Genomic DNA, 16,361 nt, shown 5'->3' on the forward strand with positions numbered 1-16,361 from the left:
GGGGTGCACCGCGTGGCGATACCCACCACCGTTTCCGCACCGACCCCGGCCTCGATCAACCGGCCCGCCAGGCGGATGACCCCGCCGTCGAATAAAAAGTAGAGCAGCAACGGATGAACCACGCGCACCGCCCCCCCAAACACGGGCCCCGCCCGGTTCCCCATTTGGCCCCCGGGGGCCGTCGCGGAAATATCCGGGGTCAGTGACCGGCAGGTGGGTACTGCTGCGGGCCGTTGTGGGGCGGATTCGGGTTGTTGGGGTCCGACGGATATCCGCCCTGCTGCGGGTAGCCACCTTGCTGCGGGTAACCGCCCTGTTGTGGGTAACCGCCTTGCTGGGGATAGCCGCCCTGCTGTGGGTAACCCCCTTGCGGATAGCCGCCCTGTTGCGGATAACCACCCTGCTGGGGATAACCGCCGCCTTGCGACGGGTATCCGCCGTGCGGCGGCTGCCCCGGGAACTGGCCGCCCGGCGCACCGCCGGAGTTCTTCTTCCGCATCATCACGACGACCGCGACCACGATCGCCACGATGACCAGCAGGCAGATCAGTCCGAAGATCAAACCGCCCCCGCCGCCTTTGCTCTTGCCCCGCCGCCGTGCCTCCAGGTCGACCGCGGAGGCCAGCACATCGGTATCGGCCCAGGCGGAATAGTCCACCTGGCTCGCATGGGAGAGCAGATCCAGATAACTCAAAAGTCAACCCCGTTCGAGATGTTGTCCGGCTCCTCCTCCTGGGACCGGGTCGCTACACGGTACTTCCCCGTTACGCGGCCGGGAAACCACCTGTTCCCGGATCTGGCCGGCGAACTGTCACCGTTGCCGGACCAACGGGAACGTCTGGGTTTCCCGGATCGTCCGTCCGGTGAGCAGCATGAGTACACGCTCGACGCCCAGGCTGAGACCGCCGGTCGGCGGCATACCGTGTTCCAGGGCGGACAGTAATTCCTCGTCCACGCCCGTGATCGCCGGACCGCCGTCGGCGCAACGCGCCTGCGCGGTGAAACGCCGGCGCAGTTCCACCGGATCGGTCAGTTCGCTGCGCCCGGTGCCCAATTCGATCCCACCGGCCACGAGATCCCACCGCTCGGCCACACCGGCCCGGCGCCGATGCGGACGTGCGAGCGGTGCGACGGTACTGGGCAGGTCGGTGTAGAAGGTGGGCTCCTGGGTGGTTTCGGCCACCAGCCGCTGATAGAGCGCATAGACCGTGCGGCCGTGGTCCCAGCCCGGCCGGTAGCTGATATCGGCCTTCTCGCACAGGTCGCGCAGTTCCGGCAGCGCCGTATCGGGTGTGATCTCGGTGCCGGTTTCCTGTCCGAGCGCCTCGTAGAGCGATCGCACCCGCCACTCGCCGGAAAGGTCCAGGGCTTCGAGGGAACCGTCGGGCCGCGGCCGCATGGCGACCATCGAATCGTTGGCGGCCAGCGCGGCCTGCTGCACCAGCTGCCGGCACAGCGTCATCATCCGCTGATGGTCGCTGTGGGCCTCGTAGGCTTCCAGGAGCGTGAATTCGGGCAGGTGCCGGGCACTCGCGCGGGCATTGCGGAAACTGGGCCCGAGCTCGAATATCTTCTCCACACCCCCGACGCACAGGCGTTTCAACGCCGGTTCCGGGCCGAGGCGCAGATGCAGATCGGTGTTGTCGGCGTCGATATGGGTGCGCATACTGCGGGCGGTTCCCGTACCGGGGCCGGGCTGCAGCACCGGTGAACCGACCTCCAGGAAACCGCCGTCGTGCAGGGCGTCCCGGAGTGCACGCAGTACCGCACTGCGGCGGGCCAGCAGTTCACGCGCCTCTCGATCGATTATGAGATCCAGGTAGCCGCGCCGCATCCGCGCCTCGGAGTCGGTGAGGCCGTGCCATTTATCGGGCAGGGGGTGCAGGCATTTGGCCAGCATCCGCCAATCGGCCACCAGCAGCGACAGTTCGCCGCGCCGGCTGTAGCCGAGCTGCCCGCTCACCGAGAGCAGATCACCCAGATCGAAGAGTTCGCCGAATTCGGTGCAGCGCGCCGCGCCGAGGCGTTCCCGGTCGAGCAGGAGCTGGATATCGCTGGTCCAGTCGCGGATCACCGCGAACTGCACACCGCCGCAGTCGCGCAGCCGGAGCAGTCGGCCCGAGATCCGCACGGTGGTGCCGCGCGGAACCCGCCGGGCGGCGGCCACGGTATGGGTCGGCGGGAAGGGCGGGGGATACGGGTCGATATGTATGCCCGCCAGCCGGTCCAGTTTGCCGGTGCGCACCCGGACCTGCTCGGGTCGCAGATCGTGCGCGGGCGCCGGATCGCCCTCCGCCGTCGTGGCGGCCACGGGCGGTGCCACCGCGGTGCGCTCGGGAACGGCGCGATGATGTCCGGTGTGGGTGAATACCCCGGCGGTGCCGGCCGGCCGGGGTAGCAGACCCTCGGCGAAGGCGGCGGCGACGGCGATACGCGGCAGGTCTCGTGGATCGGCGGACATGACGTACCGGGTCGACCAGCGCGGTTGATATCGCATGGCCGACCGGTACAGCTGGTCCAGCTGCCACCAGTGCGAAAACGACAGCGGCAGGCCCCGTATGCCGTCGCGCAATGCGACCGCTGCCGCCCGGATACCGCGGGCCGGCCCCGGCCGGCCCCGGCGGCCCACCGCTTCGAAGACCGACCGGGACACGGTGAAATTCAGCGAAACCTGTTCGATGCCGTGTTGTTCGGCCCGGAGCGCGAATTCCGCGATGAGCAGATCGGTGATGGCCTCGGCGGTGCCCGGTTCGCGGCGCAGCAGTTCCAAGGTTGCGCCGGTCCGGCCCCACGGGACCAGGGAGAGCATGCCCAGCACGCGATCTTCGGCGTCGACCGCTTCGACGAGTAGACAATCACCGTCGCGCCGGTCGCCGAACCGGCCCAGCGGTAGCGGGTAGGCACGTTCGGTCTCGGTACGCCGCCACTGTTCGGCCGTAACCGCCAGGCGCGCGAACTCCGCGGTGCCGAGATCTCGGTGGCGCCGGATCCGCACCGTCATACCCTGTTTGCGCAGCCGGGTGAGCGTGTCACGGACGGGCCGCAGTTCCGGGGTGGTCAGCGCGAAGGTCCGGGTATCCAGCAGCGCTTCAGTACCCGCGGCCACGGCGTCGAGTCCGGCCCGGCGATACACCGGCATCCCGGCGTCCCCGGCCCCGATCACCGCGACCGGCCAGCCGAACTGCCGCGCGTACCGCTGCCAGGCCTCCACCGCCTGTGGCCAGCAGTCACGGGCCCCGAGGGGATCGCCCAGGGCCAGGCAGACACCGGATTCCACCCGGTAGCCGATGGCCGCGCGGCCGTTCGGGCTGAAGACGATCTCGCGGTCGCGGCGGGTCGCCAGGTAATCCGTCGAACCCGTGGGATCCGGGCTGTTCAGCAGTTCGCGCAGCGCTGCCTCGTCGGCTTCGGTGAGTGCGTGTTCGGCGCGCTGTGTCCGCACCAGCACCATGACGGTGGCCGTGAAAACCAGTGCGCCGAACAGGCCGACCAGAAATGCCGCGGGAAACGGTGCGGCACCGGCGAGTTGCGCGGGGCGAACGATCAGGCCGGCGGTGAGCTGGGAGAAGACGAACAGGGCACGCGGCGCCCCCGCGGCCAGTGATCCGGGAAACAGCTGCATCACACACGCACCGGTCACACCGGCCGCCACCAGACCGGCGCCGAATGTGGTCGCCGCGGGGCGCAGTGAACAAGGCCGCAACCTGGCCGTGAACTGTGTGCGCGCGGCGATGAGCAGCGCGAATACGCCGATGTGTACGAGCAGGCCCAGCACGGCGTTCGGGTTCTGCTCGCGCACGATATCGAGCAGATTCACCGGTAACCAGCTCCCCTGGTAGAGCAGCGCAGCCCACCAGGCGACCCGTTTGCGCCGGGAGAGCCCGACGGCGAGCAGGCCGGCCGCGGCCGCCCACAGCAGATTCGTGGCGGGCGCGTACAGGTAGTACTGGTCCAGATGGTCACGCGGGATCCGCAGTGCAGCCGACAACCCCGGCACCACACTCCACACCAGGCAGGCCATCGCGAAAACACCCGATACGAGAGCCAGGACGCGCGGTATCACCGCGAGTCGTCCGGGTGTTCCGTGCCGGCCGGGTACTTCGGGGTCTGGCGGTTCCTGCGTGGACATCACTGTTCCAGTCTGCCGCCCGCCCGCACCGAATCCTTGCTGTGTACCGGCGTGTTAGTGGCAGATCGCCCGAGATCCGCACGTATTGCCCTGTGCGGGGGCGCGGTTGACCGAAATGGGTAATCGGGTTCCGGGCGTGGCGCAGGATATCGGTGAAATGCCGGTTATGCCGGTTTGTTCCGATTGCCGGCCGGATTCGGCCGGGGCGGTCGGAAGGCGCGCTGACCGGGGGAGTAAGCATGAGATCATGCCGGATCCAATCGATGTGCCCATCGACGATGACACCATACGGCTCGGGCAGTTCCTGAAACTGGCCAATCTGATCGAATCGGGGTCGGAGGCCAAGACAGTGATCGCCGCCGGGCTGGTACGGGTCAACGACGAGGTCGAGCTGCGCCGCGGGCGGCAGCTCCAGGTGGGCGATGTGGTGGCCATCGCCGGTCATCAGGCCAGGGTGGGGGCCGGATAACCCGGCCGCCCGGTCAGTCCTCGGCGCGGACCACGACGCCGTCGTGATCGCTGTAGAGCATTTCGCCGGGGCGGAAGGTCACCCCACCGAATTCCACCGGGATATCCTTCTCGCCCGACCCGGTCTGTGTGCTCTTGCGCGGGTTCGTGCCCAGGGCCTTCAGGCCGATATCGAGCGTGCGCAGAATCGCCGAATCCCGGACGGCGCCGTTCACCACGACACCGGCCCAGCCGTTGTCGACCCCGCGGCCGGCGATGATATCGCCCACCAGCGCGGTGTGTACGCTCGCGCCGCCGTCGACCACCAGCACCCCGCCGTTTCCGGGCTCGCTCAGGGTCTGTTTGACCAGCAGGTTGTCCTGGAAACAGCGAATCGTGGTGATTCGCCCGGCGAATACCGGCCGGCCGCCGAACTGGATGAACTGGGTATCACAACTGCGGATATCGGGGCCGATTTCGTCGGCGAGATCCGCGGTGGCCACCTGCTGTTCTGATTCAGTCACCTTTCTGATTGTGCCGTCCGCATCATGGCAGTCCGCATCGGCCCCGCTATCCGGCAACGGCCAGCGAAGCCGCGAGTCCGAATACCGCCGCCATCACGGCGACCTCCAGTACCGCGCGCCGCAGCGATGCGTCGGCGCTCATCCGATGTGCTGCCGCCGCCGCGACCCAGCTCCGCCGCCACCACCAGCCGAGCGCCAGCAGCACGATCAGCAGGACGGATTTGGCCACCATGATCCGGCCGTAACCGGTCGTGAAGAACGGGGTGATCCCGCCCATCCGCACCACACCGTTGATCACTCCGGTGACGGCTACGGCCGCCACCATCGGTACGGCGACCGCGGAGTATCGGGGCAGGGTCTCGGCCCAATCGCGGCGCCCGCGCACCACCAGCGCCAGCGCGAGCAGCAGGCCCAGCCATATCGCCGCGGCCAGCGCGTGCACCCCGGCCAGGACCGATCCGAACACCTGCTGCGACATATGCCCGGTAATGGGGCGCAGAGTCACGGTGACCGCGGCGAACACCAGCACCAGATCCGGGCTGTGTCCGCCCGGTCGCCGGAACGCGAGCACGCTGTAGCCCGCGATAACCGCCGTACCGGCCAAGATGGCCAACCCGATCTGACCGCCGCTGATCCGCACCAGATAGGTGCCGAAATCCGCCGGGGTCAGCGCCGTCACGCCCGACCCGACCACATCGCCTGCGGCGAATACCAGAACCGCGAATTCGAGGCAGCACCAGAGCCCGGCCAGTACCGCAAGCATGCGCCACGGGATGTCGAGCCGGTCGTTCAGCCGCGGCAGGGCGGCCAGGCCGAGCACGGCGGCCCCGGCGAGATCCGCGCACAACCGCATCGTCGCGGCCGCCGGGATATCGCCGAGCGCCCAGGCCACCAGTACCCCGAGCAGGCCCGCCGGAACAGCGAGTCCGAACGCGACCCGGCGGTCGAGCCCGCCCGGGAGACCACTTCTCACCGCTCGTTCTTACCCTTGCCCAGGCTCGAACCGAACAGCGCGAAGGCGAGACCGGCCCCGAACAGCACCACCGCACCGGCGATGTAGACCCACACCGGGACTCCACCCCCCGATTCTTCCCCGGAACGCTGTGCGTCCGCCGCCGGACCGGGAGTGCCCTGGCCCGCGGTGGTCAGCGTGAAGGTCCGTTCGCCGTCGACGACATGGCCGTCTGCCGAGGTGACCCGGAAGGCGACCCGGTACACCCCGGCCGGACCGAGCTCGCCGACCGCCACACTGAGATCGCGGCCCTCGACGACCGGGTCGCCCTTGGACCACAGGTTCCCGTCCGGTCCCACCACGGTCATGGCCGGGAAGTTCGGTTGCAGGGGTTCGTTGAAGCTGACCGTCACCCGCGCCGGTCCGGTATCGACAGTGGCGCCGTCGGCCGGATCGCTGCCAACCACAGTGGAATGTGCGCCGGCCGTACCGGCGATCGGTCCGAGCAGCAGCCACAGCAGTGCGGTGACCAGGGCGATCAGGGAGGTCCGTCGGTTCATCGCCGCCCCCTCACCACTGCGCCGATACCGGCGCCGAGGGCCAGCGCGGCGAGCGCCAGACCCAGGCCGCCGAGCCAGCGGGCAGTGGTATCGGTGCTCTCGTCCGGCTCGGACGCGGCTTGCTCGCCGTGTTCGTGGCCGGCCTGGCTGCCGTTCTCCGCGCCGAGCGTCAGGACGGGTGCCGGATGTTCCGCCGAATCGTGGTCGCCGGTGTCGTCCCAGCGCACCACGGTGCCGTCGCTGTAGGTCTGCTCGGCCGGGAAGCCGATCGAATCGGTTTCGGGCAGCGGGCCCAGCGACAATACGAAACGCTGGAACTCACCCGGCCGGATACCGGGGTCGCCGGGATTCGCGGTCCAGGTGACGGCCACTACCCGGTCTTCGTCGTCGCGTTCGATTTTCGCGGTCCAGCCGGGGACCGGCTCGGTGCGTGCCGTCGCGATCTCCGGCACGGTGACCCGCAGCGCGGTGGTGGCGGCGGTATCGGATTCGGTGGGCACACTGAACGTCGCGACGGTGGACCGGCCGGGGGTCGCGTTCGGGGCCTCGACGCTGACATGCGCGGCGGCTGTGCCGGTACCGGCCAGCAGGAAACCCGCGGCGACGGCGGCGGTCAGACCGCGGCGCAGGGGTGGGGAAAACCCGTGGGACATGGGCGGAAGACTTTCTCTCCGAAGGATGTGGGAACGTCGGTGATCCCGCGCCGCGGTGGCGCGCGTGGACCGGACGCCCCGTTCGGAGCGTGATTCCGCGGAGCCGCGACGATCGCCGCGATACAGACCCGAGGGGCCGGTGGAAAACGGCGCACAGGCGTGAGCAACACGCGCAACACCGCCGATGCCGCCCGGTACAGCCGTTCGGCCACGGTGATCGTCAGTGTGCACAGCAGCACCGCGAACAGATGGGCGCCGAACATCGCCGCGGAGAGCGGGCCCCCGGTCGGCGATTCACCGACCGCGCTACCCGTACCGGTGTGGTGACCGGTGAGCCCGGTCAGTGCCCAGTGACCGACGAACTGGCCCATCGCCAGTGGCAGGAAGATACTCAGCCCCGGTACGGCGGTCCGATTCGCGAACCGGCCGCGCGCCCCGGAGACAACCGAGCCGGAGACCCACCCGGTGACCAGCGTGGTCAGCAACAGCAGGGCGGTACCGGCCGATGTGGGATACCCACCACCTGCCGCGCCGTGAGCGGCCACGGCCAGTGCCCCGGTCGCCACGCCCACCACGCAGCCCCGCAGCTGTGCGGGGCCGGTGTACAGGTTGCTGGACATCGAGCACTTTCGGGAGGTCGCGGGGGACAGCTGGCCAGCGTCCATCATCGTCGGCGCCCGGTGCGGCCCCGACGCCGCCCCCGCGCTTCGGTGCGCTCGGCGCCCGGGCTCAGGCGACGCCGAGGCGGGCCAGGACGTCGGCCTCGATCTTGGACAGTTCGGTGGCGATCGACGCATGTACCGAACGCCGGCGCGCCGCGGGCATCTGATCGGCGGTGCGGACGGCCGAATCGAGCGCGTCGAGCCGATTGCGGGCACTGGTCAGGAACTGCTGGGTGTCCTTGTCCTTGCCTCCGTCGCCGTTCGCGATCTTGTCGAGTGCGGCTGCGGTATTGGTGATCCGGGCCTGGAGCCGGCCCCCGTGGCCGGCGTAGTCGCCGAGCTGATTCACGCCCACCCCGAGCTGTTTCGCCCGCCGGGCATCCAGCTGCCCGCGCACATAGGTGGCGCCGCGGTAGGCCAGCGGGGCGAGCACCGGAACCAGCACCCGCGCCACCCCGATGTACTTCTTGACCTGCCCCGGGCTGAACGGGTCGCGTTCGGCGCGCGCGGCGGCCTTCTGGGCGGCCTTCTCCTCGGCCTGCAGCGTCGCGATTTGCGCTTTGGCGACCTTGCGCTGGGCGCGGGCCTCGGTGCGTTGCCTTTTGCGCTCGTTCTTGGCGCCGAGTTTGGCCTCCATCGCGGCCTTGTGCTTGAGGGCCTTTGCCTCGGCCCGCCGATTCGGCCGCCGCTTGCGCTTGGTGAACAACCCCATCGAAGGCCCTCCGTCATGCTGGTTCGCTGCGGCGATACGACACGGAAACCGCATCGTCCACCCGTGTCACACGGTTCGCCGACACCCTATCGGGTTCCCTGCCCAACCGGCGAGACACGCACCCGGATCACCGCACAGTGGTGTCGTTCCGGGCGTCGGCGAGGGGGCGAACGGGACTCGATTCGCCGGACTGTCGGGGGTAGAGACCATACTGCTTGCGTGCAACCGGGCAGTATCGACCGCGAAGACCCCGCCGGCGCAGGTGCCGAAACCGGCGCCGGCGCAGGTGCCGAAAGCGACGCCGCCACAGGTGCCGCCGATGCCCGCGCGGGTGCCGGGAACGGCACCGCAACAGGTGCCGACGATGGCATTGCGGCTGCCGGGTTCGGCGTCGACGCGGGTAGCGAAGGCATCGGTCCGGTTGCCGGGGCGAACACTGCCGTCGGGGGAGACGATGCCGGTGTGGCTGCCGGGCGCGGCCGCCCCGTCTTTCTCGATGCCCGCGGGCTGATCGGTTGCCGGCACCGGCTCGGGCTCGACGCCACCTATCCGGAACAACTGGCCGAGGTCCGGGAGGATCCCGGGGTGCAGCAGCGGCGTGCGGCCGCGCAGGCCCATCGCGACCGGGTCCGCGACACTCTCGTCGCCGAGGACCCCGACAGCTGGGTGATCATCGATCCGGCACAGCCCGCCCGGGCCCGCGCCGATGCCACATTGCGGGCGTGCGCGGCGGGGGTGGCCCGGATCTGGGGTGGGCTGCTGCCCCAGGAACCCGATACCGGCCGCCGCGGCGGCGCCGAGATCCTGCTGCGCGACGTGGCCGGCGGCTATATCCCGGTGATCGTGGTCAACCACAAGGTCACCGATCCGCGCCGCCCCGAACCGGCCGAATTCCATCCGCTGACCTCGGATCTGCTGCATTGGCGCCCCGAACCCGACCGCTCCCGCAAACTCCGCCAGCAACCCCGCGACCAGCAACGCCTGGCCCACGTGTACCGGATGCTGCAGCGCCTCGGCCTGGCGACCGCGACCCCGGTCGGCGGTGTTATCGGCTTCCACTTCGACCGGATCCTGGTGCACGATCTGACCGCCGTGCTCACCGATTACGACAACCGCTATGCGGACCGGATCGCGGTACTGCGCGGCGAGGTCGCCACCGTTCCCTCGAAGGTCCCTGAATGCCGCCAGTGCCCGTGGTGGACGCGCGGTGCCGCCGGCGGCTGCCAGGCCTGGCTCAACGAGCACCGCGATGTGAGTGTGGTGGCGCCGGGGTCGCGGGCCGAGGTGCTGCGTGCACACGGTGTGCGCACCATCGACGAACTGGCCGCCTGGGCCGCACCCGAACCGGAGGACTGGCAGCACGGGCCGTTCGAAGAGGCGGTGGTCACCGCGCGGGCCTGGCTGGTGGACGCGCCGCTGGTACGCCGGTCCGACCGGGTGTGGGTGCGCCGCGCCGATGTCGAGGTGGATGTGGATCTGGAGAGCTACCAGGAGGACGGCGCCTACCTGTGGGGCACGCTGCTCGACGGGAAGTACCGGCCGTTCGTCACCTGGGATCCGCTGCCGACCGAGGACGAGGGCCGCTCCTTCGCCGAATTCTGGACCTGGTTGATGGAGATCCGCGAACAGGCCATGGCCGCCGGTAAGACCTTTGCCGCCTACTGCTATTCCCGATCGGCCGAGGACAAATGGCTCTACGAGTCCGCGCGCCGGTTCGCCGGCCGGCCGGGCGTGCCCACCGCAGCGCAGGTGACGCAGTTCGTCGATTCGGCGCAGTGGGTGGATATGTTCCAGGCCGTCACCGACCAGTTCATCTGCCCGAGCGGTAAGGGACTGAAGAAGATCGCGCCCGTCGCCGGATTCGCCTGGCGCGATCCGGAGGCCGGGGGTGAGGCGTCGATGAGCTGGTATCGGCGGGCGGTCGGCTACGACGCCGCACCGGATCTCACCCAGCGCACCCGCTTGTTCGAGTACAACGAAGACGATGTCCGCGCGACCGCCGTCCTGCGCGAATGGATGAACCCCCGCACCCCGACCGAGCATTGCGCTGAACGGGAAGTCCCTGCGCTCGCGGATTTCGCGCAGGCACCGGTTGCTTCGACCGGCCTGAGCCCGAGCCCGGCGCAGGCTTGATTACCATGTGACAGCGTGACAGAGCACGTCGAACAACTCGAGTTTCAGGCCGAGACCCATCAGCTGCTCGAGCTGATGATCCACTCGGTCTACTCCAACAAAGACACGTTCCTGCGGGAGCTGATCTCGAACGCTTCCGACGCGCTGGACAAGCTGCGGCTGGAGTCCTATCGGGACAAGGATCTGCACGTCGACACCGACGACCTGCATATCGAGCTGGAGGTCGACTCCGATCAGCGGATCCTGACGGTCCGGGACAACGGCATCGGCATGTCGCGTGCCGAAGTGGTCGATCTGATCGGGACCCTGGCCAAGTCCGGCACCGCCGAACTGCGCCGCAAACTCAACGAGGCCAAATCCGATGCCGCCGCCGAGGAGCTGATCGGCCAGTTCGGTATCGGCTTCTATTCGACGTTCATGGTGGCCGACAAGGTCGAGCTGACCACCCGCCGCGCGGGTGAGACCACCGCGACCCGCTGGCAGTCCGAGGCCGGCTCCGGTTCCTACACCATCGAAACCCTCGACGAGGCGCCGCAGGGCAGCGCGGTGACGCTGCACCTGAAACCGGCCGACGCCGAGGATCACCTCTTCGACTACACGCAGGAGTACAAGCTCCGCGAGATCGTCAAGAAGTACTCCGATTTCATCGCCTGGCCGATCCGGATGCAGGTCGAGCGGACCGTCACCGAGGGTGAAGGCGAGGACAAACAGGAGAAGACCGTCGTCGAGGAGCAGACGCTCAACTCGATGAAGGCCCTCTGGACCCGCCCCAAGGGCGAGGTTTCCGAGGAGGAGTACCACGAGTTCTACAAGCACGTCAGCCACGCCTGGGACGAGCCGCTGGAGACCATCCCGCTCAAGGCCGAGGGCACCTTCGAATATCAGGCGCTGCTGTTCCTGCCGTCGCAGGCGCCGTTCGACCTGTTCACCCGCGAGCACAAACGCGGTGTGCAGCTCTACGTGAAACGTGTGTTCATCATGGACAACTGCGAAGAGTTGATGCCGGAATACCTGCGCTTCGTCAAGGGTGTCGTGGATGCGCAGGATCTGTCGCTGAACGTGTCCCGCGAAATCCTGCAGCAGGACCGGCAGATCCAGATGATCCGCAAACGCCTGGTCAAGAAGGTGCTGAGCACCGTCAAGGAGCTGCAGGGCGCCGAGGACCAGACCAAATACCGCACCTTCTGGCAGGAATTCGGCCGGGTCCTCAAAGAGGGTCTGCTCTCCGATTTCGACAACCAGGCCACCATCCTCGAGGTGTCGTCGTTCACCTCCACCCACTCCGATACCGAGGCCACCACCCTGGCGCAGTACGTGGAGCGGATGCCCGAGGGCCAGGACGCGATCTACTACATGACCGGCGAATCCCGGGAACAGGTGGAGAAATCACCGCATCTGGAGGCGTTCCGCGCCAAGGGTCGCGAGGTGCTGATCCTCACCGATCCCGTCGACGAGATGTGGGTCGGATCGGTCACGGAGTTCGACGGCAAACCGCTGCAGTCGATCGCCAAGGGCGAGGTCGATCTGGAAACCGAGGAGGAGAAGAAGGAATCCGAGGCTCTGCGCGAACAGCAGGACAAGGATTTCGCGGAGGTGCTGACCTGGCTGGGTAAAACCCTGGAGGACAGCGTCAAAGAGGTCCGCCTCAGCTCCCGCCTCACCTCCTCGCCGGTCTGTCTGGTCGGTGATGTCTTCGATATGACCCCGATGCTGGAACGCATGTACCGGGCCTCGGGGCAGGAACTGCCGCAGTTCAAGCGGATCCTCGAACTCAACCCCACCCATCCGCTGGTGACCGGGCTGCGCGATGCCTACGACACCCGCAAGGACGACGCCGACGAGGGGAAGGTCCCCGAGCTCATCGAGACCGCCGAGCTCCTGTACGGCACGGCTGTGCTGGCCGAAGGCGGGGAGCTGAAGGATCCGGCCAAATTCGCGCAGATCCTCGCCGACCGGCTGACGCGTACGCTCTGACCGGAAGGAGGCCGCGGCGTGTCCGCGGCCTCCTCGCATGGGCTGACCGGCACATCATCCGAACTCTTTTCGGGCGCACAGGTTTTCGCCCGGACTTCGACCTGCGATTTGTAATTCGTCAAGGGGTACGGGCGATGGATTATCCAGGACACGCGAATCGTGTTCCGGATAGGAGATCGATCATGTCGACTACCACTGCGGCGCGCCGTGGATTGCGCTACACCTCGCTTCGGATCGCGCTGCTCGGCGCGCTGTTGGCTGCGCCCGCCCTGGCAGTGGCACCGGCGTCGGCGGAACCAGGGATCGGTCCGATCACGACGCACCTCGCCCCCGTCTCCGATGACTATGACTCCTCCGGCTACGACAAGTGGGGTTATGACCGCCACGGCTACGACCGGTGGGGGTATGACCGCGAGGGCTATGACCGATTCGGTCGCGATAACCGCGGTTACGACAGGGAAGGTTTCGACCGGTGGGGTTATGACCGTGACGGTTATGACCGCGACGGCTTCGACACGTGGGGTTACGACAAGGACGGTTACGACGAGGACGGTTACGACCGGTGGGATTCCACGCGCGACGGATGCCGTATCGACGGCAACGATGAGAAGTGGGCAATCCGCCGGATCTGTGATGCCTGGCGGGCGCGCGTGGCGGCTGCCGGCCCCTTCGCCGATCGAACCGGCCTCCTGTAGTAGATGCACCTGGAAGGCGAACGCTCGCCGGCCGGGATGGTGCCGACTCGGGCAAGACCCCGACCCACCCGAACACGCATACAAGGCGGTCTGTGACGCCTGGCGGACGAAGATCCCGGCCGGGGCAGCGGATAGCTGCGCACCATCGTTGTACAACGAACGCCCGCCGTCCGTTTCCGGGCGGCGGGCGTTGCGGTCGTATATTGCGAGCCGGTGGTTACCGCGGCGCCATACGCAGCGCGCCGTCCATCCGGATGGTCTCGCCGTTGAGGTAGTCGTGCTCGACGATGTACTGCGACAGCTGCGCGTACTCGTCCGGGCGGCCCAGCCGCGACGGGAACGGCACACCGGCCTCCAGGCCCTGGCGGTATTCCTCGGTGACGCCGGCCAGCATCGGGGTGTCGATGATGCCGGGGGCGATGGTGTTGACGCGGATACCGAACTGCGCGAGGTCGCGCGCGGCCGGAACGGTCATCCCGTGCACGCCGCCCTTCGACGCCGAGTAGGCGATCTGGCCGATCTGGCCCTCGAACGCGGCCACGGAAGCGGTGTTGATCACGACGCCGCGCTGTCCGGCCTCGTCCACGGCATCGGTCTTGGCGATGGCGTCGGCGGCGAGCCGCATGACGTTGAAGCTGCCGAGCAGGTTGACGGTGATCACCGTGCGGAACAGCTCGAGATCATGCGGGCCGTTCTTGGACAGGATGCGCCCGGCCCAGCCGACACCGGCGCAGTTGACCACGATACGCAGCGGGGCACCCGATTCGACCACCTTGGCGACGGCGGCGGCGACCTCGTCGTGGCTGGTGACATCGGCGGCGAGCAGGGTGACCCCGGCGGGGACATTGTCGCCGGCGCGCTCGATCGACTGCGGTACGTCGAGCCCGAAGACGGTGGCGCCCAGATCGGCGAAACGCTTGGCGGTGGCGGCGCCCAGACCGGACGCGCCCCCGGTGACGATGGCGGCGGAACCCGAAATCTCCACGATGGTCCTCTCGTTCGTGACAAGCCAGTTGGCCTAACGTCAATTGCACCCTAGCCCGTGGATGCGCCGGGGTCGTGGACGGTCCCCTTGCGCCGATCGGTCATCGGATGCTAGCGCTGCCCACCGGCCGGTCGCTCGCCGATATCCACGGTGTCTGCCGAGGTCACGGCCATTTCGCGGGCCATCCGGCGGGTGTGCAGCCACCACAGTGTCAGGGCTGCTGCGGCAGGCGCCGCCAGCGCGAGAGCGATCGCCGGTAGCAGGCCGATCGCCGGGGCCGCGGTGTTCAGGGCGGTCAGTGCGCCGATGAACAGGAACAGCAGTCCCGAGCCGAATCCGATGGCCCGCTCGGGGAGGTGTTTGCCCAGCAGAATGCCCGCGGCGATGGCCAGCGCGTCGGCCGCGACCATCCCGATGGTCGAGCCCAGCCAGACCCCCGCCCAGTTGTTGTCGGTGGCGAGCGCAGCCGTGGCGAACATGGTCCGGTCGCCGAGTTCGGCCAAGAGGAAGGCCGAGAGGACGACGAAGAAGGGCGCGGCGGTGGCGAACCTCGGGGGTGACGGTTCCCCGTCGTCGTCGCCGACGAGTTCGCGCAGGGTCCATACACCGACTGCGAGGAAGGTCACCGCCGCGACCCAGGCGATGGCCGTCGTGGGTAGGGCGGCACCCAGGAAATGCCCGATGGCGACCGAGAGCACGTGCACGGCGGCCGTCGCGGCGGTGATCCCGCCGAGGACCACCCACCAGCGATAACGCAGGGCAAAGGTCAACGCCATGAGCTGGGACTTATCGCCCAGTTCGGCAAGGAAAACGATACCGATGGCGAGTCCGATGGTGGCGATCATCTCCAGGGGCTCCCGATCCTCCGGTTCACCGGCCGGATACAGGTCGCCTCCGGCCGGCAACGCGATAGCTGTCCGGCCGAAGGTCTCGCCCACCGGGGTACCGGTTCACGCGACCGGACCCGCCGCCGGGGCGGCGTGATCAGTATGTCGACCGCGTGATTGGGGGCTACTCCCCTTCGCTGTCGGCAACTCTATCGCATCGGCGCCGGTGTCGCAATTACGCAACGGTGAAATATGGCTTCCACCAATAAGTTTGGCTAAGGTAGCGACATAGTTAGGGGACCCTGATAACCGTTGTCCGGTCGTCCGGAACGGTTCGATGGCATCGCTCCAGCAATCAGATCGTGAGCCCTGAACCAAGCGTGGGGTGCTCGAAGGTCGGACCGGGGGTGGGGTCGGAGTGTCCTTGCGAGTTGTGGGAATGCTTCCGGCCGTGAGCGGCCGGATAACCGAGAACCGTGCGACCGGACGTGAGCCTGATGACCCCGGTCGATCGGTACACTATCGACCAACGAGAGGATCACGTCAGATGTCGATCGAGAACCGCTTGGCTGTGCTGGAAGCCCAGGTTGTGCAATTGATCCACGAGCGCGAGCAGGAGCCGGAATCGGTCCGGATCTTGCGCGGCCGGGTCAACAGCAACCACAGCGCAGTCATGGGTGAGCTCGGTAGTTTGCATGCTGATATCCAGGAGCTTCAGGCCGGGCAGGTCCGGCTCGAAGCTGGGCAGGTCCGGCTCGAAACCGGGCAGACGGAGCTTCGCGCCGACGTCCAGAATCTTCAGGCCGGGCAGGCGCGGCTCGAATCGGGCCAGCAAGCTCTCATGGGCAAGCTCACCGAGGTCTTGTCGAAACTGCAGTAACCAGCGGATCGGCCGCCTCCGATCATGGAAAGGCCGACAGCGGGATCGACGCGGGGCCCGCGAAATGGCGGGGGAGGCACCGGCGGAACCCGCCCGCAAACAGGGCGCGCTGCTGGGTGCGCTGGCCGACGAACTGCCGGTGAGCCTCGAGGTGCAGGTCCGCGGCGAGCTGGCCGCCTCCGAGGTCGAGGTGCTGCAACTGGCCGCGCTGCGCGGCGTGTTCTCCGC

The 16,361-nt window shown here is 68.2% G+C and carries 15 protein-coding genes and 1 pseudogene; 6 read left to right on the forward strand and 10 right to left on the reverse strand.

Annotated features, from left to right (window positions below; all coding sequences use genetic code 11):
• Positions 1 to 199: 199 nt before the first annotated feature.
• Positions 200 to 694 (reverse strand): hypothetical protein, encoded by a 495-nt coding sequence (locus QH196_RS08550; RefSeq protein WP_280415220.1) that lies wholly within the window; start codon positions 692 to 694, stop codon positions 200 to 202.
• A gap of 117 nt (positions 695 to 811) precedes the next feature.
• Complete coding sequence (gene lysX / locus QH196_RS08555) at positions 812 to 4,129, reverse strand: bifunctional lysylphosphatidylglycerol synthetase/lysine--tRNA ligase LysX (protein ID WP_280415221.1); 3,318 nt, start codon at positions 4,127 to 4,129, stop codon at positions 812 to 814.
• A gap of 247 nt (positions 4,130 to 4,376) precedes the next feature.
• Between lysX and QH196_RS08560 the strand changes: the two genes are divergently transcribed.
• Positions 4,377 to 4,598, forward strand: coding sequence for an RNA-binding S4 domain-containing protein (locus QH196_RS08560; protein WP_280415222.1), 222 nt, complete (start codon positions 4,377 to 4,379; stop codon positions 4,596 to 4,598).
• A gap of 13 nt (positions 4,599 to 4,611) precedes the next feature.
• On the opposite strand, the gene rraA is transcribed toward QH196_RS08560, so the two are convergent.
• From rraA to QH196_RS08590, 6 genes are all read right to left on the reverse strand, one after another.
• Positions 4,612 to 5,100 carry a ribonuclease E activity regulator RraA gene (gene rraA, locus QH196_RS08565; RefSeq protein ID WP_280415223.1) on the reverse strand — a complete coding sequence of 163 codons (489 nt, stop codon included), beginning with the start codon at positions 5,098 to 5,100 and terminating at the stop codon, positions 4,612 to 4,614.
• A 46-nt stretch (positions 5,101 to 5,146) separates the two neighbouring features.
• Positions 5,147 to 6,073, reverse strand: coding sequence for a CopD family protein (locus QH196_RS08570; RefSeq protein ID WP_280415224.1), 927 nt, complete (start codon positions 6,071 to 6,073; stop codon positions 5,147 to 5,149).
• Positions 6,070 to 6,612 carry a copper resistance CopC family protein gene (locus QH196_RS08575; RefSeq protein ID WP_280415225.1) on the reverse strand — a complete coding sequence of 181 codons (543 nt, stop codon included), beginning with the start codon at positions 6,610 to 6,612 and terminating at the stop codon, positions 6,070 to 6,072. The genes QH196_RS08570 and QH196_RS08575 overlap by 4 nt, the downstream gene beginning before the upstream one ends.
• Positions 6,609 to 7,265: a YcnI family copper-binding membrane protein gene (locus tag QH196_RS08580; RefSeq protein WP_280415226.1), complete on the reverse strand. Its 657-nt coding sequence runs from the start codon at positions 7,263 to 7,265 to the stop codon at positions 6,609 to 6,611. Before QH196_RS08580 ends, QH196_RS08575 begins: the two co-directional genes overlap by 4 nt.
• A complete protein-coding gene (locus QH196_RS08585) occupies positions 7,226 to 7,885 on the reverse strand; it encodes a hypothetical protein (RefSeq protein WP_280415227.1) in 660 nt (219 codons plus the stop codon). The genes QH196_RS08580 and QH196_RS08585 overlap by 40 nt, the downstream gene beginning before the upstream one ends.
• A gap of 109 nt (positions 7,886 to 7,994) precedes the next feature.
• Complete coding sequence (locus QH196_RS08590; RefSeq protein ID WP_280415228.1) at positions 7,995 to 8,639, reverse strand: DUF6474 family protein; 645 nt, start codon at positions 8,637 to 8,639, stop codon at positions 7,995 to 7,997.
• A gap of 462 nt (positions 8,640 to 9,101) precedes the next feature.
• On the opposite strand from QH196_RS08590, the gene QH196_RS08595 reads away from it, so the two are divergent.
• The 3 genes from QH196_RS08595 to QH196_RS08605 all read left to right on the forward strand — a co-directional run bounded on the left by QH196_RS08595 (position 9,102) and on the right by QH196_RS08605 (position 13,441).
• Complete coding sequence (locus QH196_RS08595; protein WP_280415233.1) at positions 9,102 to 10,772, forward strand: TM0106 family RecB-like putative nuclease; 1,671 nt, start codon at positions 9,102 to 9,104, stop codon at positions 10,770 to 10,772.
• 15 nt (positions 10,773 to 10,787) lie between these two features.
• Positions 10,788 to 12,746 (forward strand): molecular chaperone HtpG, encoded by a 1,959-nt coding sequence (gene htpG / locus QH196_RS08600; protein WP_280415229.1) that lies wholly within the window; start codon positions 10,788 to 10,790, stop codon positions 12,744 to 12,746.
• 182 nt (positions 12,747 to 12,928) lie between these two features.
• Positions 12,929 to 13,441 carry a hypothetical protein gene (locus QH196_RS08605; RefSeq protein ID WP_280415230.1) on the forward strand — a complete coding sequence of 171 codons (513 nt, stop codon included), beginning with the start codon at positions 12,929 to 12,931 and terminating at the stop codon, positions 13,439 to 13,441.
• Between the two features lie 217 nt (positions 13,442 to 13,658).
• Here QH196_RS08605 and QH196_RS08610 read toward each other — a convergent pair whose 3' ends face one another.
• Together QH196_RS08610 and QH196_RS08615 are read right to left on the reverse strand one after the other, a co-directional pair.
• Positions 13,659 to 14,426, reverse strand: a complete 768-nt coding sequence (locus QH196_RS08610) for an SDR family NAD(P)-dependent oxidoreductase (RefSeq protein ID WP_280415231.1) — start codon at positions 14,424 to 14,426, stop codon at positions 13,659 to 13,661.
• A 110-nt stretch (positions 14,427 to 14,536) separates the two neighbouring features.
• Positions 14,537 to 15,271, reverse strand: a complete 735-nt coding sequence (locus tag QH196_RS08615) for a TMEM165/GDT1 family protein (protein ID WP_280415234.1) — start codon at positions 15,269 to 15,271, stop codon at positions 14,537 to 14,539.
• Positions 15,272 to 15,800: 529 nt separating this feature from the next.
• Here QH196_RS08615 and QH196_RS08620 point away from each other — a divergent pair.
• Both QH196_RS08620 and QH196_RS08625 read left to right on the forward strand, forming a co-directional pair.
• Positions 15,801 to 16,133 carry a hypothetical protein gene (locus QH196_RS08620; RefSeq protein WP_280415232.1) on the forward strand — a complete coding sequence of 111 codons (333 nt, stop codon included), beginning with the start codon at positions 15,801 to 15,803 and terminating at the stop codon, positions 16,131 to 16,133.
• 94 nt (positions 16,134 to 16,227) lie between these two features.
• Positions 16,228 to 16,361: pseudogene (locus QH196_RS08625) on the forward strand (hypothetical protein); the annotation flags it as partial.

The organism is Nocardia carnea (genome assembly GCF_029868325.1).
GTDB lineage: Bacteria > Actinomycetota > Actinomycetes > Mycobacteriales > Mycobacteriaceae > Nocardia > Nocardia carnea_C.